This is a genomic window from Vibrio sp. 704, from assembly GCF_033339295.1.
Window position 1 is genome coordinate 432,243 of record NZ_JAWOUH010000001.1, and the last position, 22,827, is coordinate 455,069.

At 42.5% G+C, this 22,827-nt stretch carries 18 protein-coding genes; 9 read left to right on the forward strand and 9 right to left on the reverse strand.

Going from position 1 to position 22,827, the window contains the following annotated elements:
- Nucleotides 1–9 precede the first annotated feature (9 nt).
- From R7R24_RS01725 to yegS, 3 genes are all read left to right on the forward strand, one after another.
- Entirely contained in the window at nt 10–435 is a 426-nt protein-coding gene (locus tag R7R24_RS01725; RefSeq protein WP_005376542.1) for a bifunctional diaminohydroxyphosphoribosylaminopyrimidine deaminase/5-amino-6-(5-phosphoribosylamino)uracil reductase RibD, read from the forward strand.
- Nucleotides 436–607: 172 nt separating this feature from the next.
- Nucleotides 608–1,513, forward strand: a complete 906-nt coding sequence (locus R7R24_RS01730; protein ID WP_005376541.1) for a LysR family transcriptional regulator — start codon at nt 608–610, stop codon at nt 1,511–1,513.
- Between the two features lie 8 nt (nt 1,514–1,521).
- Complete coding sequence (gene yegS, locus R7R24_RS01735) at nt 1,522–2,424, forward strand: lipid kinase YegS (RefSeq protein ID WP_033906486.1); 903 nt, start codon at nt 1,522–1,524, stop codon at nt 2,422–2,424.
- Nucleotides 2,425–2,505: 81 nt separating this feature from the next.
- Here the strand turns inward: yegS and R7R24_RS01740 are convergent, their stop codons facing one another.
- The 4 genes from R7R24_RS01740 to R7R24_RS01755 all read right to left on the reverse strand — a co-directional run bounded on the left by R7R24_RS01740 (nt 2,506) and on the right by R7R24_RS01755 (nt 6,584).
- Nucleotides 2,506–2,841, reverse strand: coding sequence for a YgiW/YdeI family stress tolerance OB fold protein (locus R7R24_RS01740; protein WP_005376539.1), 336 nt, complete (start codon nt 2,839–2,841; stop codon nt 2,506–2,508).
- A 15-nt stretch (nt 2,842–2,856) separates the two neighbouring features.
- The gene (locus tag R7R24_RS01745; RefSeq protein WP_033906487.1) at nt 2,857–3,504 is read right to left on the reverse strand and encodes an AcfA family outer membrane beta-barrel protein; all 648 of its coding nucleotides are present in this window, start codon (nt 3,502–3,504) and stop codon (nt 2,857–2,859) included.
- A gap of 165 nt (nt 3,505–3,669) precedes the next feature.
- The gene (locus tag R7R24_RS01750; RefSeq protein ID WP_033906488.1) at nt 3,670–5,283 is read right to left on the reverse strand and encodes a VRR-NUC domain-containing protein; all 1,614 of its coding nucleotides are present in this window, start codon (nt 5,281–5,283) and stop codon (nt 3,670–3,672) included.
- 68 nt (nt 5,284–5,351) lie between these two features.
- Nucleotides 5,352–6,584: an OFA family MFS transporter gene (locus R7R24_RS01755; RefSeq protein WP_017635352.1), complete on the reverse strand. Its 1,233-nt coding sequence runs from the start codon at nt 6,582–6,584 to the stop codon at nt 5,352–5,354.
- 577 nt (nt 6,585–7,161) lie between these two features.
- Between R7R24_RS01755 and R7R24_RS01760 the strand changes: the two genes are divergently transcribed.
- A complete protein-coding gene (locus R7R24_RS01760) occupies nt 7,162–7,518 on the forward strand; it encodes a hypothetical protein (protein WP_005376535.1) in 357 nt (118 codons plus the stop codon).
- A 103-nt stretch (nt 7,519–7,621) separates the two neighbouring features.
- Here R7R24_RS01760 and dcuC read toward each other — a convergent pair whose 3' ends face one another.
- Together dcuC and R7R24_RS01770 are read right to left on the reverse strand one after the other, a co-directional pair.
- Nucleotides 7,622–8,989, reverse strand: coding sequence for an anaerobic C4-dicarboxylate transporter DcuC (gene dcuC, locus R7R24_RS01765; protein ID WP_005376528.1), 1,368 nt, complete (start codon nt 8,987–8,989; stop codon nt 7,622–7,624).
- 359 nt (nt 8,990–9,348) lie between these two features.
- Nucleotides 9,349–10,473 carry an acyl-CoA desaturase gene (locus R7R24_RS01770; protein ID WP_005376527.1) on the reverse strand — a complete coding sequence of 375 codons (1,125 nt, stop codon included), beginning with the start codon at nt 10,471–10,473 and terminating at the stop codon, nt 9,349–9,351.
- A gap of 271 nt (nt 10,474–10,744) precedes the next feature.
- Here R7R24_RS01770 and R7R24_RS01775 point away from each other — a divergent pair, with 271 nt between their 5' ends.
- Entirely contained in the window at nt 10,745–11,293 is a 549-nt protein-coding gene (locus R7R24_RS01775) for a GNAT family N-acetyltransferase (RefSeq protein ID WP_005376525.1), read from the forward strand.
- Nucleotides 11,294–11,382: 89 nt separating this feature from the next.
- Here R7R24_RS01775 and R7R24_RS01780 read toward each other — a convergent pair whose 3' ends face one another.
- Nucleotides 11,383–12,000 (reverse strand): HAD family hydrolase, encoded by a 618-nt coding sequence (locus tag R7R24_RS01780; RefSeq protein ID WP_017635351.1) that lies wholly within the window; start codon nt 11,998–12,000, stop codon nt 11,383–11,385.
- Between the two features lie 363 nt (nt 12,001–12,363).
- Here R7R24_RS01780 and R7R24_RS01785 point away from each other — a divergent pair, with 363 nt between their 5' ends.
- Nucleotides 12,364–14,409, forward strand: a complete 2,046-nt coding sequence (locus R7R24_RS01785; protein ID WP_206946518.1) for a response regulator — start codon at nt 12,364–12,366, stop codon at nt 14,407–14,409.
- Between the two features lie 102 nt (nt 14,410–14,511).
- Here the strand turns inward: R7R24_RS01785 and cqsA are convergent, their stop codons facing one another.
- Nucleotides 14,512–15,693 (reverse strand): alpha-hydroxyketone-type quorum-sensing autoinducer synthase, encoded by a 1,182-nt coding sequence (gene cqsA / locus R7R24_RS01790; protein WP_017635350.1) that lies wholly within the window; start codon nt 15,691–15,693, stop codon nt 14,512–14,514.
- A 337-nt stretch (nt 15,694–16,030) separates the two neighbouring features.
- The gene (gene ylqF / locus R7R24_RS01795) at nt 16,031–16,975 is read right to left on the reverse strand and encodes a ribosome biogenesis GTPase YlqF (RefSeq protein WP_191115921.1); all 945 of its coding nucleotides are present in this window, start codon (nt 16,973–16,975) and stop codon (nt 16,031–16,033) included.
- A gap of 446 nt (nt 16,976–17,421) precedes the next feature.
- On the opposite strand from ylqF, the gene R7R24_RS01800 reads away from it, so the two are divergent.
- From R7R24_RS01800 to R7R24_RS01810, 3 genes are read left to right on the forward strand one after another with little or no spacing between them, the layout of a single operon-like run.
- Nucleotides 17,422–21,087: an ATP-binding protein gene (locus R7R24_RS01800; RefSeq protein WP_206946516.1), complete on the forward strand. Its 3,666-nt coding sequence runs from the start codon at nt 17,422–17,424 to the stop codon at nt 21,085–21,087.
- The gene (locus tag R7R24_RS01805) at nt 21,071–22,237 is read left to right on the forward strand and encodes an EAL domain-containing protein (RefSeq protein WP_170890131.1); all 1,167 of its coding nucleotides are present in this window, start codon (nt 21,071–21,073) and stop codon (nt 22,235–22,237) included. The genes R7R24_RS01800 and R7R24_RS01805 overlap by 17 nt, the downstream gene beginning before the upstream one ends.
- Nucleotides 22,230–22,826 (forward strand): response regulator transcription factor, encoded by a 597-nt coding sequence (locus tag R7R24_RS01810; protein WP_017635347.1) that lies wholly within the window; start codon nt 22,230–22,232, stop codon nt 22,824–22,826. Before R7R24_RS01805 ends, R7R24_RS01810 begins: the two co-directional genes overlap by 8 nt.
- Nucleotide 22,827: the final 1 nt, after the last annotated feature.

Consider the following 22,827-nt stretch of genomic DNA (forward strand, 5'->3'; position numbering starts at 1 on the left):
AGAGTTCAAATGAGCCAAGAGTTTATGCGCCGCGCATTGGAAGTGTCCAAAAATGCGCTTCCTGAATGTCAACCCAACCCGCCGGTTGGCTGCGTGTTAGTGAAAGACAATCAAATCGTTTCTGAAGGTCATACTCAAGCGATTGGTGGCAATCACGCGGAAGTGGAAGCGCTGAATGCGTATCAAGGCTCGTTAGAATCGGTGACGGCATACGTTACGCTGGAACCGTGTTCGTTTGTTGGTCGCACGCCAGCTTGCGCGGTGACATTAGTCAAATCCGGCATAAGCAAAGTCGTCGTAGCCATATTGGACCCCGACCCACGCAACAGTGGTCGAGGTATCGAGATTCTAAAACAAGCAGGTATAGAGGTAGAAACTGGTTTATGCGGCGAGGAAGTCAGCGAGTTTCTTACCCCTTACCTAGGCAAAGCCTAAGTCAAGCTTTACGTTGCACTATGGTGCCAGTTTATGTGGTGAATGAAGTGCGTCAAAATTGAGTTAAAACTCATTAAAACAAGCGATACCGCCCATTTATTGCACTTGGCTACGTGAAGGATCATGCTGTTAGATTAAAATAGAGAAAGTGACTTTTGAAAAATTTAATAGCATGAAACCGACCGACCTTAATCTTATTCCCATTTTCACTGCCATCTATGAAGAGCGTAACTTGTCTCGGGCGGCGGCGCGTTTAAACATCACCCAGCCTGCGGTGAGTAAAGCGCTAGCAAGGCTACGTGATATCTACGATGATCCATTGTTTCATCGTTGCGTTAAAGGTGTCGAGCCTACCTCGTTTGCGATGGATATTTATCCTGCTCTTCTAGCTTCAGTACAAAATTTCACTTCGACATTATCGGCCTCTAGTGAGTTTGACCCTAAAGTGTCGAATAGAGTGTTTTCTATTGCCTGTGTGTCCGTTGCAAGTTTTGAGTTGCTACCTCAAGTCATGAAACAAATCCGTGTGTCGGCGCCAAATGTTGCATTAGAAGTACATCCGCTTTTTACGGAAGATTTTGAAAGTGATCTGCGGTTACAACGATACGATTTGATCATTGATATCACACCAAGAGCAAGAACGGTGCTAAAACTGGAAACTGTACTTACGGAGCGTTTGGTAGTGGTATGTAGCGAAGCGCATCCCCGCCTGAATGACGAGATTACGGCTGAACAATTTTTTGAAGAAGAACACGTAGTAGTTTCGCAGTGGCAGAGTCGTAAGAGCCTGTTAAACGCCGATGACATTGTCGACTTGGATAAGAGAAAGATTAAGTATCGAGCCTCAGGCGTACTAGAAATGCTCCCAATTATTTGTGGTAGTGAATACATTGGTTTAATGCCAGAGTCGATGATCAACTTGTTCAATAACACCTATCATGTTAAATCTTTATCAATGCCATTTGATGAACAAATGTATGAGCTTTGCACAATCTGGCATCCTAGTCGCACAAACGACAGCGCCCATCAGTGGTTGCGTTCACAGATTAAGCAAGCAGGAAAAGTCATCAACCAATAGGAAGTGCAATGAAAAAGACAATACGTGCCATCCTTAACGGAAAAAAAGCTGGGAATCCAGAGTTAAGAGATGCAATCATGAAAATGAGAGACAAAGGCATCGACGTACAGGTGCGTGTGACGTGGGAATCTCAAGACATGCCGCGGCTAGTAAAAGAAGCGGTTGATGAAGGCATTGAACGTATTGTTGTCGCTGGTGGCGATGGGACCGTCAATGAGGCGGCTTCTGCGATTATTCAAATTGACGAAGAAAAACGCCCTGAGTTAGCCATTATTCCCCTTGGTACCGCCAATGACTTTGCTACCGCTATTCAAGTACCTAATTCCATTAAGGCGTCTTTATCTCTTGCTGTTGAGGGGCAGTCCGCTTTGGTCGATTGCGTCAAAGCGAACGATCGCTGCTTTATTAACGTGGCAACAGCAGGGTTTGGCGCAGAAGTTACAGCAGAAACGCCTGTTGAACTCAAAAACTTTCTTGGCGGTGGAGCTTACACGCTAACTGGTGTTGTAAAAGCACTTGGCTTTAAACCATATGACGGAACAATAACGATTGAAGGTGGTGCGTATCAGGGAGAAATGTTGCTCGGTGCGTTTTGTAATGGGCGCCTTGCTGGAGGTGGGCAAGAGTTAGCTCCAAAAGCGATGATTAATGATGGGCTGATGGATCTAACATTGGTGCGCCCATTTTTACCTCATGAGCTGCCTAAAGTAATCGACGAGATCAATAACCCGAGTGAGAAAGGAGAGTTTGTGAAGTACACAAGAGCAAGCTGGTTGGAGATAGACTTCCCGAATCCATTACCTCTTAATTTAGATGGAGAACCCTATCATTCGAGAACCATTAGATTTGATGTTCAGCCTAAGAGTATACGATTAGTCGTACCGCAAGATTGCCCTTGCTTGACTAGCTAAACGAGCGTTTTCCATGATTATTGCGTAACACAGCCACTAAAATGTGGCTGTGTTATTTGTGTTGAGGTATTAGTCAACTTCTTAACGTTTTTGAATGGTCTCAACGTCTATTTGCGTAGTTGTCCAATCTGAATCAACCTCTCCTCGAATCATTACGGTATCTTTTGGTGTCACTTCTTGACCCATCCAATCTTCGTTGTCGATCTCTACTTCGATCTCACCAGTGTTGTCTTTGAACAAGTAAGTCTCGTTACCAAATGATTGAACAATATGCCCGGTTAGCACTACAGCGCTGTCGTCAGTTGCGTTGCGCGCCTCTTTCACCGTATTGATTGCACTGACTTCTGGACCATTAAACGCGGCGAAAACCGAGCTTGAAAGTAGGGCAAGCATGGATGTTAACAATACTCTTTTCATTATCATCTCCTTATATTAGAAGTAATAAGTTGTGCCTACGTTAAAGGATGCAGTGTTTGCGTAGCTGTCTAGTTGGTATTTAGCGTTTGCGCCAATGGTGAGCTTTGGCAACACTTGGTATTCCGCGCCCACAGAGAACATTGCGCCTAACTCGTTGCTTTTCTCCGAGCTATGGAAAAGCGTGTTGCTTATTTCCACATCGTCATTCGCGACAAGCTCATATTCTTGATGTTGAGCAACCTTGGCGTCGTATTGCGTGTAAGTTAAACCCGCTTTGAATTTTGTTGTCCATTTATCACTTAATGCATAGCTAAACACTGGTGCTAGCGAGACTTGTTTGGCTGTGATAGAGGAATCCCAATCCATTTCATGATGGTAATCTTTGCCATCGATTGACTTGATACCTAGGTTTTTTGAACGACTATCATCAAGGTCAAACTGGCTGTAACCCAGTTCCAATGCCCAGTTGTCATTAAATGCGTAACCGACAAAGCCTGAGAAAATACCGTCTTCAAGCTCAGGGTTGAGTGTTACGTTGTCAGTTGAAAAGTGAGGTTCCAAATCATGGTCAGTGGTGCCTAGTCCATATTCCAGACCTACATAAGGAGCCGCAGATACTGAAACTGAGCAGGTAACAAGTAACGCAAGAAGTGTTTTGTTCATTTTATTTTGCCTCTTCAAATCAACTTAGTGAGTAGAAGCGCATTTTGTGTGAAGAAGCGTGAAGCGATCGTGAAGAAACGAAAAAATGTTTAGAAAAAAGAGCAAGGGGCGATAACCGAGGGGCGGTTTGAGTGAACAAACACCAAGCTCTTTATATAGAGTAAGTTAAGTTGCTGCGACGTAACACACCGCAAACGGGACATTAAGGCGAGTAAACTCTTTAATCCAACGCCATTGGTTGTCTTGGAGTTTATCTCCTGGGCCTTTTACTTCAATCCATTCGAACTCGTTTCCTTTGAAAGCAATCAGATCAGGCATCCCATTGCGGTAAAGCTTTAGGTCACTCAATTGTATTTTAAATAGCGCCACCAACATGCTAGTTGGGATTGTATCGAGTGCCGTTTCGAGTAGCTCTTTACTTATTAAGCTCCAATGCACAAATGGATTGCTGATACCAAACTTCTCATCGTACCTAGTTAACAACGTATGAGTATTGCCCGTTTCCAACTCATCAAACGTCGCATCTATCAAAGCTTGGCGCTTGGTAACAAAATCAGAATGGTACAAATCCAGAGGACGATGTTGATAGGCATTGATGAATGCGCCTTCGATGGGAGCGAAAATCGCATCCCAAAAAGTGAGACCAAGTAATGCATTAAGCAGTGCATTTTCGGTGTAAAATACTGTCCAGCCTAAAGACTCAAAATACGCTTTGCTGGCGAGTTCGACTCTCTGTTGAGATAAATCCAGTTCAAGGCGGTATTCCGTACAGGTTGGCTTCGTCACTCTTGGCACTTTCTCGCCTTGTTGTCGTTTTAACCGTTGCTCAAGTTTTTGTGCAACTTCGAGCTCAGACACATCGATCGGTGAGTTAAGCATATCTGTGACAATGTCACCAAATAAATCATCATGGTTTAATTTGTCATAGATACGTGCGCGTCGTTCTCGGCTCGGTGTGAGTTGAGTTTGCCCAAATAGAGATAGGGCGGTCTCTAGATCATTAAGCCGTTCGTAATCACGTGCTATGTCATTCAACATGTGCTCGCGTTTACGATCTACGTAACGGTGTTTAACGGGCTGAGGCATTGCCTCAATTAATAAGTCGAGATTGGCTTTGTCTTTTCGGTCAAATTGCCAGTACAGGTTGGCCAACTGGCTCAGTTCAATTAAACGGTCTATTTGCTCACGTGAATCAAAGAAACGGCGCACTTTACTCAATTGATATTGCTCGAACTGATGCAAACCTAAGTCATCAAGCACAAACTGACTTAAGTCTTGATGGGTGTTGGCAAAAAACAGAGTGAGTAACACGTCGATCATATGAGCAGAATTGAGTTTGACGATCGTAAACTCAAGCCGCTCTATACGATCAAATTCCGTATTACTCAAATGTTCGACAAGGGCGTCTTTCTTGAGTGATTTCGGCAGTTCGGGATAAAGCGCGGAGATTTCTGGTTTGGTCAGTAAATTAGCCGCTAACTCTTGATGAGAAAGGGGTGGGGAAAGGGCTACAAACTCATGCTGACTCAATTCTGCCAGTGCTTCATTGATAGAAGGTATTTCTTGATAACTCAGCTTATCACTTCGAAACCAACATCCCTTTCGGCTGTATAAACGCACCAAAAGGCACTGGGCGTGTTTGCTCAAAGAATCAAACGAGCAAAGCCATGCGTGTTCTTCCTTGGTCAGTAAATCGCTGTACCAAGTTACTGCGTGATGAGTCAGCTTAAAGAAGTTCTCTAGATAGTAGTCTGGTGCAAGTTCGATAGGGCTTTCCATAAACGACCGATAACAAAAAAAGGCTTAACCCATAGGTTAAGCCTTTTTGCTATCAAATCAATTCGCAATTATGCGTTTTTTAGCTGTGCTACTTTCGCTTCAGACAATGGCTTAGTGATGAACGCAAGTACGATACATACTGCCATCATTGCCGAAGAAATTGTGTAAGCCAAGGTGTAGCCGTCGCCATTTGTCATCGAGAAACCAACAACCGCTGCGCCGATTGCACCACCGATACCCCATGCTGTGTAAAGTACGCCGTAGTTAGTGCCGTAGTTTTTCAGACCGTAGAACTCAGCCGTTAGAGTAGGGAATACCGCTAGAAGTGTACCGTAACCTACCGCTGCGATTGCTGTACCGATGATCAGTGTAAACTCAGAGTCGAACGTCGCGAACAGCACCATGTTTACGCCTTGTAGAACGAACGCAAGTAGAAGCGTACGAACACCGCCGATTTTATCTGCAAGCATACCCGCGGCAACACGACCGCCAGAGTTAAATACAGCAAGAATAGACGCTAGGTAAACCGCGTTTGGCAAGTTTGCTTGAACGCTTGCGATTGTCGTGATGTTACCGATGATCATTAGACCAACAGAAGCTGCAAACGCGTACATGATCCATAGAGAGTAGAACTGTGGCGTTTTCAACATTGCTTTCCAAGTTAAGTCATCTGACTTTTTCACCGCTTTAGGTGCTTGGCCTTCTTTTACTTTAGGCTCCGCAGGTGTGTAGTCTGCTGGTGGGTTGTTGATGGTTGCTGCAAGAGGAACCGCAATCGCTAGGATACCAACACCAAGAACCATAAAGCTAGTTTGAATGCCCATGCTGTCTATTAGCGCAGAAGTTACTGGCGCAAGGTAAATAGCCGCTAGACCAAAACCTGCCGCAATAATGCCGTTAACCATACCTTTCTTCGAAGCGTGGAACCACTTCATCGCAGAAGGTGATAGGCATGCGTAACCAAAACCGATACCTGCACCTGTGATCACACCGAAGGTAATGTTCAGCATGAGTGGAGTGTCAACAAAGCCAGACGCGATCATGCCCAGACCTGTAAGAACAGTACCTAGGATAAGGATCATTCGAGGGCCCATGCGGTCTTGGAGAATACCTGCAATAAGAAGACAGATAGAGAAAGTGATGGTTGCAGTTGCGTAAGGTGCAGAAGCTTCTGCAGCACTCCAGCCTGATTCAGTTACCAGTGCCTTGTTGAATACACTCCAAGCATACAGGATGCCAAGACAAAGGTTGATACAGAACCCTGCTAACAGGATGCGCATAGCTTTATCAATCTTGCTCATTTTTATTCTCAGTTTTTCCTCTTATTGGCAATGCCGCAAAGAAGGTTGGTTTAAAGATGTTTTTTCTCAAAATTAGTTTGCGTTTTTCAACGTTTAACGCAATGAGCGCGGATTATAACCAATAAATATGTGATTGGAATCTCTTTTTACGGTTACTGATAAAATAATTTGCAACATTAAAAGTGGATGTGAATTCATGGTTTTGTATGTGGTAAGAACGTTGTAAAAAAGTGACATTTTTTTGTTCACTAATAACGAATGATGAGTCAAGAGAGAGAGGTTTTACGCTGTTGAGTGCACAGTTCACATTTCAAATAAAAAATTTCTAAATGTTTCCATGTTAACCATCTGTAACAAAAATGGCGAATTTATCATCTGACTGTCGTAAGTATCAGATGCAAAGGGTTTCTTAATTCTTAATTGTTAACCTTTTGTAATAATTGAAGCTGATTAGCTTTTATGTACATTAAGTGAGCAAAAAAGTAACTTGTAATTGCTGATTTTAGGCGCAGAATATAGTGAAAAATGAGTTTTCATTTATGAAGGGATGCTTTTTAGATTTGTTGTGAGGTGACTTATGAAACTGTTCCTATTACTCATGGCTTCGGTATCCGCTGGTATCGCATCAGCAGACCACATCCATTCATTTATGTTGGGCTTATCTATTGCTTCTTTAGCGGTAGGTAGCTGTTATTTCTTCGCATTTCGCAGCTCGCGCTTTCCACAGCTTGCTTTATTCCTACTCATTTGCGGTATGCTTTCTAAGTTGACGATAACCGTAGTCGGTGTGATGTGGGGAATGTCCGCGGAATTAATCACGTCTCCAATCGTATTCGCACTTTCATATTTATTCTTTTCGCTTGCCGTTACCTACTTATGGTTTAGCTACAGAGAGAGCATCACTAAGATTCCTGACCGATTTAAGTCAGCGTAAATCAACACATTAGAATAAAAAAAACGCCAGCACATTTGCTGGCGTTTTTAATTAAACGTAATTTTGTTCGGATATTGCTTTTAGTTTGATCGTGGCAATACCGTTAGGCACTCATTGGAACAAGCACCATAGTACCAATAATCACCGTGATAAGGCCTGCTAGAACTGGAACGGATGTGCGTTTTACAACCTCAAACGGGCTGATGTTTGCCATACCTGATGTCGCAACGATTACGCCAGATACTGGTGAGATAGTACGGCCTAGGTTTGATGCTTGAAGCATCGGGATAATTAGGAAAGCAGGGTTTAATCCCATTTTCGCAGCCAAAGATGGTGCTAACTCCACGAACGCATAAAAAGGCGCGTTACCCGAACCCGTTGCAATTGCTGCTGCAACTGTCAATGCAGTTAGAATAAGCATTAAAGCAACGCCGCCTGCACCAGCATTATCTGCTAGATGAAGTAGGTTATCGATAGCTCCGATAGACATCAGACCTTGTGCAAAAACCCCTGCGGCAACCAAAAGCATCACAACGCCTTTGAACGCGTCAGCCATGCCTGCGTAACAAGAATCTAAATCTTCTAGTGATTTCTTACCATCGAACTTATTTACAACATAATGGATCAGAGCTCCAAGGAAAATCGAACCAACCACAATAGTGTAGATGTCTAGACTAAGTCCTGGAATGGTACGACCGTTGAATAGGAAAACGCCGATGATAGGTAGAAAAGGAAGAGCTGCATAAAACGCTGGTGCGTCAGCTTTGATCTCTGATACATCAATTTTTTCCATTGGTGTATTTTCTTTCTTATCTAAGTATTTGTTCCAGAAGAACGCTGCCGCTGCCATGACAATGATTGCGCAAATAGAAACAGGCAACACAGTTTGTACCGCAAACACATCAAGCTCTAAACCAGACTTTTCTGCTGCGATAACAACATCACCAGAAGTAGGAGAAAGGATGATTGCCGCTGGAGAGGCACACACTGCAACGGCTGCTGGACGAGAAATGCCCATCGCGACCATCATTGGGAATAATGTCGCCATTAATAGTACGCCAAGGCCTGTTGCAGAACTTACCGCAAGAGACATTAAACACGCCACAATGTAAGCCGCTACCAAAAGGACGTAAGGAGACTTGATGACAGAAAGCGGTTTAGAGAACTGTTTCACTACCACGTTGTTCGCGCCGATATGAGTCATGTATGACGCAAAACCACAAAGCAGCATGATTTGCATACCAAGACCGCCACCGCGGTATTGAAGCATGTATTTCACGTATTCAAGCGCATCTGTCACCATGTTACCAGTTGAGGTGATTTTTGACGGCAGCACGTCGTGCCCCAAAACGCCAGTCATAAGAAGTAAAGCAATACCAGCTGTCAGTAACACGCCTGCAGCTTTATAGCCTTTGACAATAAAGTAACCCACCGCAATGGTAACCACTAAGCCAATTAAGAGCTCTAACATAGGGATCTCCGAATGTTATGTAAAAAAGAAAGAAACTGTTTCAGTTTATGACAAGGAATTTACAGAATTCTTAGCTGTGGCACGAGACAAATATGGGGCTTGCATGATCTGAGACAAATAATAATTTAATAAATAATTTCGTTAGATTGTATTGTTGGAATTTGGTTTTCTAAGTGTTATGTGCTGGTTTGAAGCTATTTATAGGAAGGAAAATATGACTAGGAAAGTGAATGAATAATGAGTGAATTGATTCACAATAGGAAAAAGACTTTACTCAATAAGCAATTATTGGAAAACACTCTTCACAACAAAAAAGCTTCGCCGAAGCGAAGCTAAGTAATCGTAAGAATGAGGATAAACTATGCGTATCGACGAACCATAAGGTTCCAACTACGCTGCTGCCGTTCGAACTCTGCTTTAATTTGCTGATACTTCATTTTTGTTACAGAACATTCGTATTTTTTTACCACACTGGCAGTTTTGGCACCGAGTACTTCTTTGCGCATCTCGTAGTATTCCTGCATGTGATGAACTAGAGTATCAAACTCGTGCTGTAGCTGATCGAGGATCGTTTGCGTGTTCGGTTTCGATTCTAGCTTTTCTCTTGCTTTCTTCAAAAGTTGACTCGCACGGGCTTTTTCAATTCTAAATGTAGGCGTTGTGCGCAACTTAGATGTGAGTCCTAGCCAAGAACATGACTTTATCAACCACTTCGTTGGGTCGTAATGCCACCAATACACGCCATTGCGATAGTCATTCTCGAAAATATGATGGAAATTATGGTAACCCTCTCCAAATGTGAAAAAGGCGAGTACACCATTATCGCGAGCAGTGTTTTTGTCTGTGAAAGTTTGCTTACCCCAAATATGTGCGAGGGAGTTAATGAAAAAAGTTGTATGGTGACTCATAAAGAGTCGAGCTGCACCAACGACCAATAACATCCCCCAGATATCACCGTATATCAGTCCTAGTATTACTGGGAAACCAATATTAGTCAGTAGGGCAAGTGGAACATAATACTTATGCTGCCACATGACGATTTTATCGCGCTTTAGGTCACGGCAGTTTGTATATTCGTTTTCCTTTGATTTATTGTAATCACGTAACATCCACCCAATGTGAGAATACCAAAAACCCCGCTTGGCTGAGTACGGATCTTTATCGTTATTGTCGACATGTTTGTGATGCACACGATGATCAGAAGACCAATGTAATGCACTATTTTGCAAAGAAAATGCTCCTCCAATCGCAAAAATGGCGCGCAAAATAGGATGAGCTTCGTATGTTTTGTGGCTCCAGAGACGATGATAGCCTGCTGTAATAGAAAGGTTAGTAAAACTAAATGCAATCACTCCCCAAATTAGATGTTCCCAACCCAGTCCAAAATGATATGCATACCAAGGCATTACAATAAAAGTTAGAACAAAACTGGCAGAAAATATTAATGTATTCAACCAGATAACAGGTGGTTTGTTTTGAGTCACAGGTGTATCCCTAACTTTGAGCTAACAACTGTTCGCCAGAATATCAGCGTACACATGTAAGTCAAATTAAAGTTAGACAAATGTGACTATTCCTTTGGGTGTAGATTAAGGAACTTGATGGGATATTTTGCTTTTAATTGAATAATGAGTAGTATTAAAAAATGAGCTCTGGCTTAAGGTGTATAAAATCTGCCAAGAAACAAGTGTTATAAAGGTGGAATATACCGAGACTCTATAAAGAAGCAAAAATGTAAGAAAATAGGAATACGTAATGGATTTACGATTAGCGGAATATAAGGACTACGAGCGCATTGCGCATCTTCATGCGGATAGCTGGAAGCGTCATTACCGTGGCATTCTTAGTGATAACTATCTTGAGAAAGAAGCGATTGACGACAAACTACTGATTTGGCAAACCCGTTTGACCAACCCACCATTCAATCAGCACATTGTCTTGGCGGAGGAGGGAGGTTTGCTACTTGGCTTTGTTTGTGTGTTCGGCAACCATGATTTCGAGCGTGGAACCTTTATTGACGCATTGCATGTTGATGACAGTTACCGTGGTCGTGGGATTGGTAAGCAGCTATTACTTGCTGTCGCAGAATGGCAACAGCAGTACTTTAAAGACACAGGTCTTTATTTAGAAGTTGTGTCGCAAAACATTTCTGCGATTGAATTCTATCGCCACATTGGTGGACAAGAGGATCAAGAGCGAACTTGGCGCGCACCTGATGGCAAAGAGGTGTTAGAAAAAGTATTCCGTTGGAAGAACGCCCAGTCATTAGTTAGTGGGATTGAGGAAAACGTGATTTACTCCTAACCTAGCGTTCTAAAACATTAGATAAGAGCAGTCTCAACACTGCTCTTTTTTGTTTATGCACCCTAACGTTATGTTTTATTGAAAGCTTTCTAGAAGTTAACCCCCATGGCTTTTAGTTCGAGCTCACATTGCTGAGCATTTTCAAACTGAATAGCAGCCATGCCAACTGCTCGGGCACCTTCAACATTGTAAGGCATGTCATCAAGAAATACTGTCTCTTCGGGGTTAAGCTGATACTTTGAAAGTAGAGTTTGGTAGATCTCCGCTTGTGGTTTTAGTAATTGAACTTCAGAAGAGATGATTGCTCCATCAAACAGTGGCCAAAACTCATAGGTAGTACGAAGATGTTCCACAATTTCGTTGATGTTGTCTGTGAGCGCATATACGCCATATCCGGCTCTTTTTACTCGTTTTAACAGCTCTATACTGCCGTAAAGTAATATTTGAGTGTGTTTTACATAATAAAAGAAGCGGTCCATTTCTTCCGTCGTTACTTGGTGTTCACGTTGATAACGCTGTTTTGCTTCCCTTTCGGAGATCGTCCCTTTATTTAAATCTTTCCAGATTTGTGATGAAAATAGCATCTGAGCCATTTTCTCTGATTCTACGGAACCACCAAATGTTAAGCGAACGATTTCTACTGGAGACCAGCGTACCAACACATTACCTACATCAAAAATGACATTTTTTATCTGGACAGAATTCATAACACACCCCAAGCCAATTGTTCTTCACCACGCTATATGCGGTGAGTGCTGTTTTTGAATCGTTGGAAAGTCGTGCCAAAGGCGCGACTTAAGTTTCTTACACAAAATGAGATTAACATCCAATTGGATACAGAGCGATTATCGCAAAATTGCACTAAACTATATGCAACTTTGTTTATTTGGTTGTAAATCAAGTGTAGCTGTCTTAAAAGATTGAAACTAAAGATAAGTATTGCGAGCTGTTTACGTCATTTCGCGCTGCTTATAAATGATGATTAATATATAATTAGTTAATAATAAAACGATAAAAGTGAATCAAAATCACACTATTGTGCGTCAGGCGGAGTAAGCAAAACAGATTATATGGACTCGATACGTAAGGTTTATCAATATGCAGAACCAAACCTAACTCTCGTTGGCTGGATGGGGTTTCTTGGCTTTCCGCTGTACTACTTTGTCTGGGAGTTTGCCTTTCCACAGGCTTATGAAAATTTATCTCTTAGATTGTTTTGCTCGTTATTGTTTTTCGGCATCATTTTTAGAAACCGCTTATCATCGACTTGGAGAGATTATGTTCCTATTTACTACCAAGTGACGATAACGCTGTGCTTACCGTTTTTCTTTTTTTATATGTTACTGATGAATGACTGGTCCAATGTATGGGTTATGTCGTTTATGTCTGCAATTTTCTTACACATTTTACTGGTTCATGTTACTAGGGTCATGTTTGCTCAAACCTTTGCTGGGATAGGTTTAGCAACATTCTTCGCTTGGGTTGCAAAAGGGTTCCATCTTGACTTGACCATGGATTGGACTCATGTGCCAATCTTTCTGTTTATTTATGTCTTCGGTAATTTGTTCTATTTTCGTAACCAAGTTGAACATGAAGCGAAAGTCTCGCTGGCAAAATCATTCGGGGCAGGGATCGCACATGAAATGCGTAACCCGTTGAGTGGGCTTTGCACTTCAATAGATGTTATCCAGTCGATCTTGCCCAACATGAAAGAGGCAGGAAAAGAGCAGTACGTCATGAGTGTAGAAGATGTCACCTTATTACGTGAAGTGAGTCAGGATGCAATGAACATTATCCAATCGGGTAATGAAACCATCGATTTATTGCTGACTTCGATTGATGAAAATCGAGTTTCTCGTTCTAGCTTCAAAAAATATTCAGCTCACTCGGTCGTTGAACAGGCAATTGAAAGCTTCAGTTATAAACGTGCCACTGATCGATTTGCCATATCGTTGGATGCGAGAAGTGAGTTTGAGTTTCTAGGTAGTGATACGCTGCTTAAATACGTTATGTATAATCTTTTCAAGAATGCCTTCCATCACCGTAAATCTGAAGATTTTCACATACATGTATCCATGATAAGTTCAGAACGCTTTAATCAAATTGTTGTAACCGATAATGGTGCTGGTATTGCTCCTGATGTTCTACGCAATATCTTTCAAGACTTTTACACCACCGGCAAATCAGGAAGTTATGGTTTGGGCCTACCGTTTTGTAAAAAAGTCATGCGTTCATTTGGGGGGAACATTGAGTGTCAATCTCAGTTAGGGGAGTGGTCTCAATTTACGTTAACTTTCCCACTAACGACATCTGATACCGTTACTGAAATCAAAAACGATCTGACTAAACTCAAAACCATTCTAACGGTGACTAGCCAAGATATCTTGGTGTCTAAAGTAACAGATATTAGCCGTTTTATGGGCTTTGACTCGACAATTTTAGATGTCAACCAAGTACTCAAAAAGAAAGAGTACGAGTTCGAATTCGATCTGATTTTTATCGATCTTGAGAGCTTAGATCCAAGAGCAAACCAATTGGATAGATTAGAATCTCTCTTGTCTTTCACTGAAGCACGCATAGTTTATCTTTTTGAGCATCATCCGACTCAGAGAGCACGTAAGGCTGCATATGAACCTATTTGGATCGAAACGCAAGCCTGGTTATTGAATACTAAACCAACTATTGAGCGTCTCTTATATGATTCAAGCTATGTATCGACACCAACGGCCTCGGTGACGTTAGATAATTCAAATAAGCGCACAATTATGGTCGTGGATGATAATGAATCTTTGCGTAAATTCACGGCAATGTTACTTGAAAAGCAAGGCTTTGAAGTGATTCAGAAAGAAGACGGGCAGCAGGCTCTGGATACACTAGAGCAAGAAGATGTTGATCTCATTCTGATGGATATCGAAATGCCAATTATGGATGGTGTAGAAGCGTCTAGGCGAATTCGAAGCTCGGATAAAAACTATGCGTCGGTACCTATTATTGCGCATACAGGGGATAGTTCACCTGTCACGTTGGACAAAATTGGGTCTTCGGGTATGTCTGACTTCATCGTAAAACCGGCGGATAAAAATCGTTTGTTCGATAAAATCGCAAACTGGATCTAATCATTCGCGACTTGTTTTCTTGAGGCGAGTTGCTCACAACGAATAACACGAATAAAGAGCTCAGCAAAACTGTTGAGCTCTTAGTTTTATCTACACACTAACTTACACAAACTCTAAGTCAGGGTGTGCAAATGCTTGTTGGCAGACAGTGAGTACATGATCAACTTCAGCAGCTGTCATGTCTGCATTGACTGAAAAACGGATGATGTTTTTGTTCCTTCCAGTTGCAGGGCGGCAAAACACTGCGCCGTAAACATTTCGCTCTTCGAGAAAGTCGCGGACTCGCTCAGTGTTTCTCTCGTTGCCGCATTCTAATGCGATAATTTGTGATTCACTGCGAATAGTAAATCCAATGCGTTTTAAACCAACGGCTAAAGACTTGGCTCTTTCAAACAGAATATCTCGCTTATCATCTGATTTTCTTATGACGTCCAGTGTTTTCTCTAGCCGAATGATCTCTTGCGGTAATACGGTAGAACTAAATATTGCAGGGTACGCCACAAATGGAAGCGTCTTCGCCAGTTTTTCTGGGCCTAAAATCGCGCCAGCACGATAAGCAAATGTCTTGGCAAGACTAACGGTAATAAAATCTACCTTATGAGTTAAGCCAAGACCCTGCAGTATCCCCGCACCTTGTGGACCGTGTGTACCTAAAGAGTGTGATTCATCTACAACCAGGCCGCAGTCAAACTCCTGTGCTATTTCGTAGATATCACGTAGAGGAGCGATGGTCCCGATAGTGCTGTAAACCGAATCCACAACAATGATCCCTGAACCGTGACGTGAAATCTGCTTTCTTAGGTGACTGGTGTTGTTATGCATGAACGGATGAATTTGTGCTCCGGCAATACGTGCGCCTTCCCACAAAGACATATGTGCAAAGAAATCAATGTACACAGGTATGTTCGGTGCACAAATAGTCTGCAATAAACCGACATTCGCAGCCCAACCAGATTGAGAAAGTAGACAACTAGGCATACCAACGAAACTGGCTAGTTGCGTTTCAAATACAGGTTTCGATTCATCGTCTTGTAAGAAAATCGCGGACATCACGACGTTGTCATCGTGCTGGGAAATCGCATCACGATGCGCGTTTTGAATCTCCTTATTATGAGACAGTGCAAGGTAATCATTGCTTTGCAGGACAACGGCATTACACGGTGGGCGTTTACCAAGAACAAGGTGTTTTTTGTTCTCATTCGGTTCGATTAGATCTTGAATATAAAAATCTAGGCGTTCCTCGATAAAGGAGGGAAGTGGTTTGCTTTGTATAGTTTCACTCATAATAAATCTCTTCTTCATATGGAAAAACGCCAGCGCTGACACTTATTCATATTGCGGATTTTGGGGAGAGTGTCACTAACCAGGTTGCATAAGTTTGCAGACCCTTGCAAACTCGACATTTGAGGGTTGGATGGTGGCTGTAACTCTATAGGGGCCCGGGGTCTAAACTAGTTTGTGCTTAAAGTTTATACGGCGATTTTGCGGTGTTTTTTCGTGCTTCATATCTGGGATTTTGGATGAGGAATATAAAGTTTGAAAAGTGAAAAAAATGGGCGCATTAGATAACAAAAAAGGCGCGAAAATCGCGCCTTGAAACATGAGTAGATAAGAGACAAGCTTATCGCTTATTACGTAAATAGCGCTTACGACGCTCTTCTTTACGCTTCGCTTTCTCTTCTTCTTTACGGGCGGTTTCAATCTCGACTTCAATCAGCTCTTGAGTGATCATTTCTGGGCGTTCTAATGTAATTTGGCCCAAAGTGCCTTGACGAAGTTCGTGCAATAAGATCTCTGATACTTTGTGCAAGTCAACACGTCCACCTGCACGTAGTGCACCGCGGCGACGACCAATTTCTTCCATGATCTCGATATCTGATTCTGGAAGCTCTTCAATTTGATAACGCTCTTTAAGTTTGTCTGCATAATGAGCTGCTAGGTATTCAATGGTATAGAATGCGACTTCGTCATATTCCATCGCTGTATCTTTTACCGCGCCAGTAGCCGCAAGGCGGAAGCCACTGTGTGGATTTTCCACTTTTGGCCATAAAATCCCTGGAGTATCAGATAATACGATGCCATTTTGCAGGTTGATACGTTGTTGATGACGTGTAACCGCGGGTTGGTTACCTGTTACAGCGATTGTTCGACCTGCGAGGGTGTTAATGATCGTCGACTTTCCAACGTTTGGGATGCCCATGATCATGGTGCGAATGTTTTTACCAATTTCTTCTCGGTGTGGGGCAAGTTTGCGGCAAAGCTCCATGATTCGATGCACTTCTTGTGGTTCAGAAGTCGTGATCGCCATTGCTTTTACATGTTGCTCTTGCTCCAAGTGCTCAATCCACAGTTGAGTTAATTCTGGATCGGCCAAATCACGTTTGTTCAAAACTTTAACGACAGGTTTGTCACCACGGATTTGAGAAATCAAAGGGTTTTCACTACTGAAAGGAATACGAGCATCCAGTACTTCGATGATCACATCCACTTGAGGGATTGCTTCTTCGATCTCTTTACGTGCTTTGTGCATGTGGCCAGGAAACCACTGGATTGAGTTATTAACCATTTGAATTTAATACCTTAATTTTTCTAATGCTCCAGCGGTTGTAAAGTAGCAATGTGAATCTTGAGTAATACAATACTAGAACGCATTTTCTAAAACTGTGTTTACTTCAAGCTGCTCGAAACCGCGGAGTTGAGCTTTCTTTCATGTTAATACGTCAGTTTATCATGGAATGATGATGAATCATTCAAGATGAAAGTAAAAAGCTATGGCGTGCAAACCTAAAAGCACACATCCCTTATGTATACCGACTCGCAGTGAATATCCGTCTGGGTGAGAGACCGAACGCAAACGCTGTGTAGTCAAAGGTGGATTGTGTTGTCAGATTGTTCTGACGGATTTTGGTTTTTTGATTTTATATCAAAGCTTTATTTTTATTTCGCTATTGAGCGAAGTTTGACTTTTATCTGACAAAAACTAGTCTGAGCTTCCATTCAGAGGAAGCAGTCATGCTCAGTATTCTTAGAAGTATTACGGTATCGTCCGTCGCCTTAATTTTTTTAGCGAGTTCTTTTTGCTCAACTGCCAAACAGAGTCCTAAACCGAAGGTCATCGTTGGTGTTATTGCGCAAGACGAAGCTAAAGACTCGTTTGACGGTAGCGTTGGTCCTTCGTACGGAATTAGTCTTGAGTATTTGTCTAACATTACTAAAGCTTTGGATTATGAGTTAGAACTTCGGACTTACAAGCATATTCCGTCTTTACTTGCGGATGTCGAAAGCAAGAAGATTGATGGTGCGGTTGGATTTAGTAAAACAGCAGCAAGAGAAAAGCGTTTCTTGTTTTCGATGCCTTTCTTTTCGAGCACTATCGCTGTTTGGTATCGGAATGCCACTTACCGAGATAGTGATGCGCGTGATCTTAAATGGGTGTGTGTTGAGGGCAGTGTGTATTGTGACAACCTCACTGAACGCGGTATCGATAAGATACATTACGTTAAAACACGTTTAGAGGCGTTTAATGAAGTTAAGCGAGGTAAAGCGAACGCGCTGATTTACACTTATGTTGGTATTACCCAATATTTGGATTTGAATGACATTGTAAAAGGGGTTGTCGATATTCCCAGTTGGTTGAAAAACGAAGAGGTGAGTTTTATCGCTTCGTTGGACAAACAGAGTCTGATCGATGACATCAACAAAATCCTTCAGTGGGAGCAAAATGGAAAAAACATTCGCTCCGTCGCCTCGAAAAATCCTTACCATATCAGTGATAAGTTATTGGTAGATTACCGACGTAATCATCAAAACAAACTAGTGATAACTTACAGCAGCAGTGACGAAGCTTATCCGTTTCTCTACCGAGATTCGCAAACAGGTGAGTTAGACGGTTTCTTTCCAGATTTTGTCGACTTATTGCAGTCTCGTACTGGCTTGAGCTTTAAGTATGTGAAACCGACGTCGAGCCTTTCCAATGGATTAACGGCATTTGATGCCGATATAGTCCCCATCTCTTATGTGGGTGAGCTACCTAAGTCAGATTGGTTGTTCACTAAACCATTCATGCACAGTAATTACGTGGCTATCCAAGCGGAGCAGAGCAAGCGCGATAAATCTGCACTGAAAGAAGCGGGTATTCTGCTCACTTTGAAAAAGCAAGGGTTAGTTCATTTGGGCACTTGGCAGCAAGGCCAAGTTGATCATTATGATGATTTGAAAAAGCTGCTTACCGATTTGAAATCGGGCGTTTTGGATGTGGCTTACATTCCTGACGACATCGTTCACAACATGATTGCACAAGATCAAGTCGATGGCTTGGTGATCAATGCGGAGGACGTTTTGACGTTCTCTAATGCATTTGCGGTTGCAAACCACAATACACAACTTCAACACATGTTGAACAGCATCATCGAAACCATTGATTCTAACGAGATCGAAAAACTGCTGCGTTCTCACCGAAGCTTCAAACTGACTTATGGCTATGACTCGGAGCAGATCGCTACATTTGTTGTTGCTGGTTCATTCATATTCTGTCTCATGTTAATTGCGGCGTATTTCATCTTATCTCACATGCGACTTAAAGTGAGGTTAGCCGAATTTAATGCTGACAATGAGGAAGCGGAAAAGCAATGGCTGATGGACATCATCAAAGAGATCAATAGCTTGGTTTTTATCCATAGTGAAAATAACCATATGGAGATGAGTAATTGTGCGAACTACAACAGTAAACAGTGCCAACAATGTAGTTTGAAAAGTGATTCTGCGCACGTTCCTCTAGTGAATAATTTTGATGAACTGACCACTGTTATTGCTGGAAAGCGTATTTCAGAAGAGGTTGCCTCGTCGGGCTGTGAACTTGATATTAAACATGTATATCGAGAACGCAAAGTCATCGCTTCTCCTAGCGGTAAGAACAAGTTTGTACTGACTGTGATTCAAGATATTACCCAGCAAAAAGAACGTGAGCAGGCGTTAATCGATGCGCAAAAAGAAGCGCAAACCGCGGTACGTGCGCGCGAAAACTTTTTGGCAACCATGAGTCACGAATTAAGAACGCCATTGTCGGCAGCACACGGCATCCTCGATTTGCTAAATCACCAAGTGACGACAGATTCAAATCGCGAGTTAATTGACCAAGCCATATGCTCGCTCAATCATTTAAATATGCTAGTAGACGAAGTACTGGATTATTCAAAGTTAGAGGCAGGGCACTTAACCGTCGCCCTAGTTAAGACCGACTTGCTTAAAACCTTGTGCGATGTGTTTCGAAGCTTTGAACCACGAGCGCTCGCGAAAGGTTTGGATTACAAAGTGACAATCAAACCATTTTCGAATGCTTTCATTGAAATCGACGCGCTGCGATTGGTGCAAATTACCACCAATCTACTCTCCAATGCGGTGAAATTCACTGCGGAAGGAGAGGTTGGAATCAGTGTCATTCTTCATGAAAAGCAGCTTATTTTGAAAGTGGCGGATTCAGGTATCGGCATGACGGATGACCAACTCGAAGGTATTCTCAATCCTTTTGTTCAAGCGGATGACACTATTACGCGTAAATATGGCGGCACTGGATTGGGACTGAGCATTGTTGACCGATTGATCGACTGCATGGGCGGCGTGCTCTGCATCGATTCACAATTTGGCTTGGGCACGACGATTACCGTCAGACTGCCAATTGAGCATTGCGACTCTGAGCCAGACGTTTGTTTGAACTGGACGTATAGCGAGAGCTTACCACTTAATATTCGCCAGTGGTGTGACGCCTGGAAAATGCGTCCAGCAACGTTAAAAACAATGGTGGCGAACCTTCACCCTATACACGACAGCGATGCCAGTTTTAATGGCCTAATGCTGCGTGACGAACAAAGAGTACTTGGCAGTCTTACGTTAAGAGAGCTTCAGTATCCAGATACATTGTTCAATTTACTCAGCCAAACGCAGCAAGAAACCAAGCTTAATGACGTAAATCAAGAAGTGGTTTCTTGGGTCCTCGGCACGGTACTGGTCGCAGAAGATAATCCCATTAACCAAAGCGTGATAGCAATGCAGCTTCATGAACTTGGAATCGAACCTGTCATTGTGAACAACGGCCGCGAAGCATGGGAATACATCAACCAAGATGAAAACGTTGTGTTGCTGCTGACCGATTTTCATATGCCAGAAATGGATGGCTATGAGCTTGTTAGGTACGTGAAAAGCTCCGAATTTAAAGCAATTCCAATCATCGGTGTGACAGCAGAAGATGCTCGTCTTGCCATTGAACGTACACAGGATATCGGCATTGATGACGTGCTCTACAAGCCCTATGACCTTAATCAATTAAAAACCGTTTTGATTCCATTTATTGGCGAAAAAGAGAGGGGTAGGCTGCCCGGCTGGATTAAACGGTTCAAAGCACAGGACGCAAAAGAGATTGCGCGCGTGTTTAGTCAATCAATGTCTACAGATATAAAAAACTTAAACGCCGCATCAACTGAGCGAGACAAAAAACGGGTCATTCATGGCATCAAAGGAGCGGCTGGGGCGATAGGGGTAAGCATGCTGACTGAGCTTTGCATTGAGGCAGAACGAGTTACTGCTGCGGAGTTTGACAGGCGAACAGCGGAGCTAATTTTACGAATCGAGCAGGAGATCGAAAACATAAACTATTGGGTAGAGACAAATGAATACACAATTTAATGTGATGGTGATTGATGACCATCCGCTACAAACCACAATACTTACGCAAATATTGGATCGCTATTGCGCGCAAGTCATCCCTTTTAACTGTGTGGATGCCGCTATTCAGAGTGTGCAGGAACAATATTTTGACGTGATTTTTTGTGATATCCAAATGCCCGGAAAAGACGGCATCGATATGATGGAAATGCTCGATAAAGTCCAGTACCAGGGGCAAGTTGTACTGGTCAGTGCAATGGAATTGACCATTATTTCTGCGGTAAGAGCCATGTGCGAGGGATTTAGCTTTGAAGTATTAGGGAAGCTGCCCAAGCCATACGATGAAAATGAAGTCGTTGATTTGTTGGGTAAAATAAGAGATGAAAAAGCGAAACAAGTCAGCTTTGCTCAACCGATTGAAGTGGAAGATCAAGAATTCCTGTTTGCTCTGGCTGAAGGGCGCGTGAAAAATTATTACCAGCCTTTAGTCGATGTGCAAAGTGGGGAAGTGCTTGGGTATGAAGCGCTCGCGCGTTGGAATCATCCTATTTATGGTGTGTTACCCCCTCATTATTTTTTGCCAATTGTAGAGCGTTGCCGCCTTTCAGGAGAGTTGTTTCAAGCTGTATTGAGTAATGTTATCTATGACATGAAACACCGCGGATTGACGCAAAACGTATCCATCAATGTAGACCATGAAAATTTAGAAGATACGGCGTTCTCTCATTACTTTTTACAGCAATGTTTAGAGAGCGAGATTGACCCATCACAAATCACCATTGAAATTACAGAGCGAGATACATTTCAGACTAGCGCGTCCCTGTACAAGAATTTACTCAAGTTGAGGATGAACGGTGTCACTGTCTCAATAGATGATTTTGGCACGGGTTCATCAACGTTTGAAAAACTGGCTCAACTGCCATTCAACGAGTTAAAAATCGATCGTTCGTTTGTACAAGGTGTCGAATGCGACATCAAAAAACGCAACATCGTTGTTGCTATTTGCGCGTTAGCGAAAAGTTTGAATATACGACTGGTCGCGGAAGGTATTGAAGACGAAGTCACACTGCAAGCGATACGTGAGTATGGGATTGATCTTTGCCAAGGCTTCTACATTGATAAACCCATGCCACTAGAAGCCATAACCATACTAAATGAAAGATATGAATAAATTGAATTACTTGATCTTTGACGATCATCCTCTCGTTTGTGTTGCAATCAAGTCGTTGTTGGAAGAGTTAGGGAAAACAAATGGGGTATTTACTGCAACATCAGCGAAGATGGCATTACAAATATTGAAAAAGGAAGAAATTCAACTGTTGATCTTAGATGTGAACTTGGCAGATTGCGATGGGTTTGATTTCTACAAACGTATCAAATCCCATGGTTATGAAGGCAAAGTCATTTTCTTCTCCGCTGAAACTAGCCAAATGTACAGCCAAATGGCTTTTCGTTCTGGCGCTGATGGCTATGTGTGTAAATCGGAAAATCACGACATTCTTAAAGACGCGATAGAAGCGGTAGAGAAGGGGTATACCTTCTTCAAATTTAAGCAAGTTGTTAACAGCGTTCGAGAAATGCCACAACTTTCAAGCAGAGAAAGTGCAGTAATGAAGTATTTACTACAAGGAAAGTCCAATAGAGAAATCGCTTCAGTGCTATCAATAAGTGACAAAACAGTCAGCACATACAAACGCCGTCTATTGGATAAATTTAACGTAAAGAACATTGTTGAGCTAACAAGAGTGGCGGGGGCGTAAG

What these genes read in the sequence shown, in the direction of transcription:
- R7R24_RS01785 (WP_206946518.1), top strand. Translation starts at nt 12,364, where the DNA reads ATGGACTCGATACGTAAGGTTTATCAATATGCAGAACCAAACCTAACT.
- dcuC (WP_005376528.1), bottom strand. Translation starts at nt 8,989, where the DNA reads ATGTTAGAGCTCTTAATTGGCTTAGTGGTTACCATTGCGGTGGGTTAC.
- R7R24_RS01775 (WP_005376525.1), top strand. Translation starts at nt 10,745, where the DNA reads ATGGATTTACGATTAGCGGAATATAAGGACTACGAGCGCATTGCGCAT.
- R7R24_RS01725 (WP_005376542.1), top strand. Translation starts at nt 10, where the DNA reads ATGAGCCAAGAGTTTATGCGCCGCGCATTGGAAGTGTCCAAAAATGCG.
- R7R24_RS01740 (WP_005376539.1), bottom strand. Translation starts at nt 2,841, where the DNA reads ATGAAAAGAGTATTGTTAACATCCATGCTTGCCCTACTTTCAAGCTCG.
- yegS (WP_033906486.1), top strand. Translation starts at nt 1,522, where the DNA reads ATGAAAAAGACAATACGTGCCATCCTTAACGGAAAAAAAGCTGGGAAT.
- cqsA (WP_017635350.1), bottom strand. Translation starts at nt 15,693, where the DNA reads ATGAGTGAAACTATACAAAGCAAACCACTTCCCTCCTTTATCGAGGAA.
- R7R24_RS01750 (WP_033906488.1), bottom strand. Translation starts at nt 5,283, where the DNA reads ATGGAAAGCCCTATCGAACTTGCACCAGACTACTATCTAGAGAACTTC.
- R7R24_RS01745 (WP_033906487.1), bottom strand. Translation starts at nt 3,504, where the DNA reads ATGAACAAAACACTTCTTGCGTTACTTGTTACCTGCTCAGTTTCAGTA.
- ylqF (WP_191115921.1), bottom strand. Translation starts at nt 16,975, where the DNA reads ATGGTTAATAACTCAATCCAGTGGTTTCCTGGCCACATGCACAAAGCA.
- R7R24_RS01780 (WP_017635351.1), bottom strand. Translation starts at nt 12,000, where the DNA reads ATGAATTCTGTCCAGATAAAAAATGTCATTTTTGATGTAGGTAATGTG.
- R7R24_RS01755 (WP_017635352.1), bottom strand. Translation starts at nt 6,584, where the DNA reads ATGAGCAAGATTGATAAAGCTATGCGCATCCTGTTAGCAGGGTTCTGT.
- R7R24_RS01805 (WP_170890131.1), top strand. Translation starts at nt 21,071, where the DNA reads ATGAATACACAATTTAATGTGATGGTGATTGATGACCATCCGCTACAA.
- R7R24_RS01810 (WP_017635347.1), top strand. Translation starts at nt 22,230, where the DNA reads ATGAATAAATTGAATTACTTGATCTTTGACGATCATCCTCTCGTTTGT.
- R7R24_RS01760 (WP_005376535.1), top strand. Translation starts at nt 7,162, where the DNA reads ATGAAACTGTTCCTATTACTCATGGCTTCGGTATCCGCTGGTATCGCA.
- R7R24_RS01800 (WP_206946516.1), top strand. Translation starts at nt 17,422, where the DNA reads ATGCTCAGTATTCTTAGAAGTATTACGGTATCGTCCGTCGCCTTAATT.
- R7R24_RS01730 (WP_005376541.1), top strand. Translation starts at nt 608, where the DNA reads ATGAAACCGACCGACCTTAATCTTATTCCCATTTTCACTGCCATCTAT.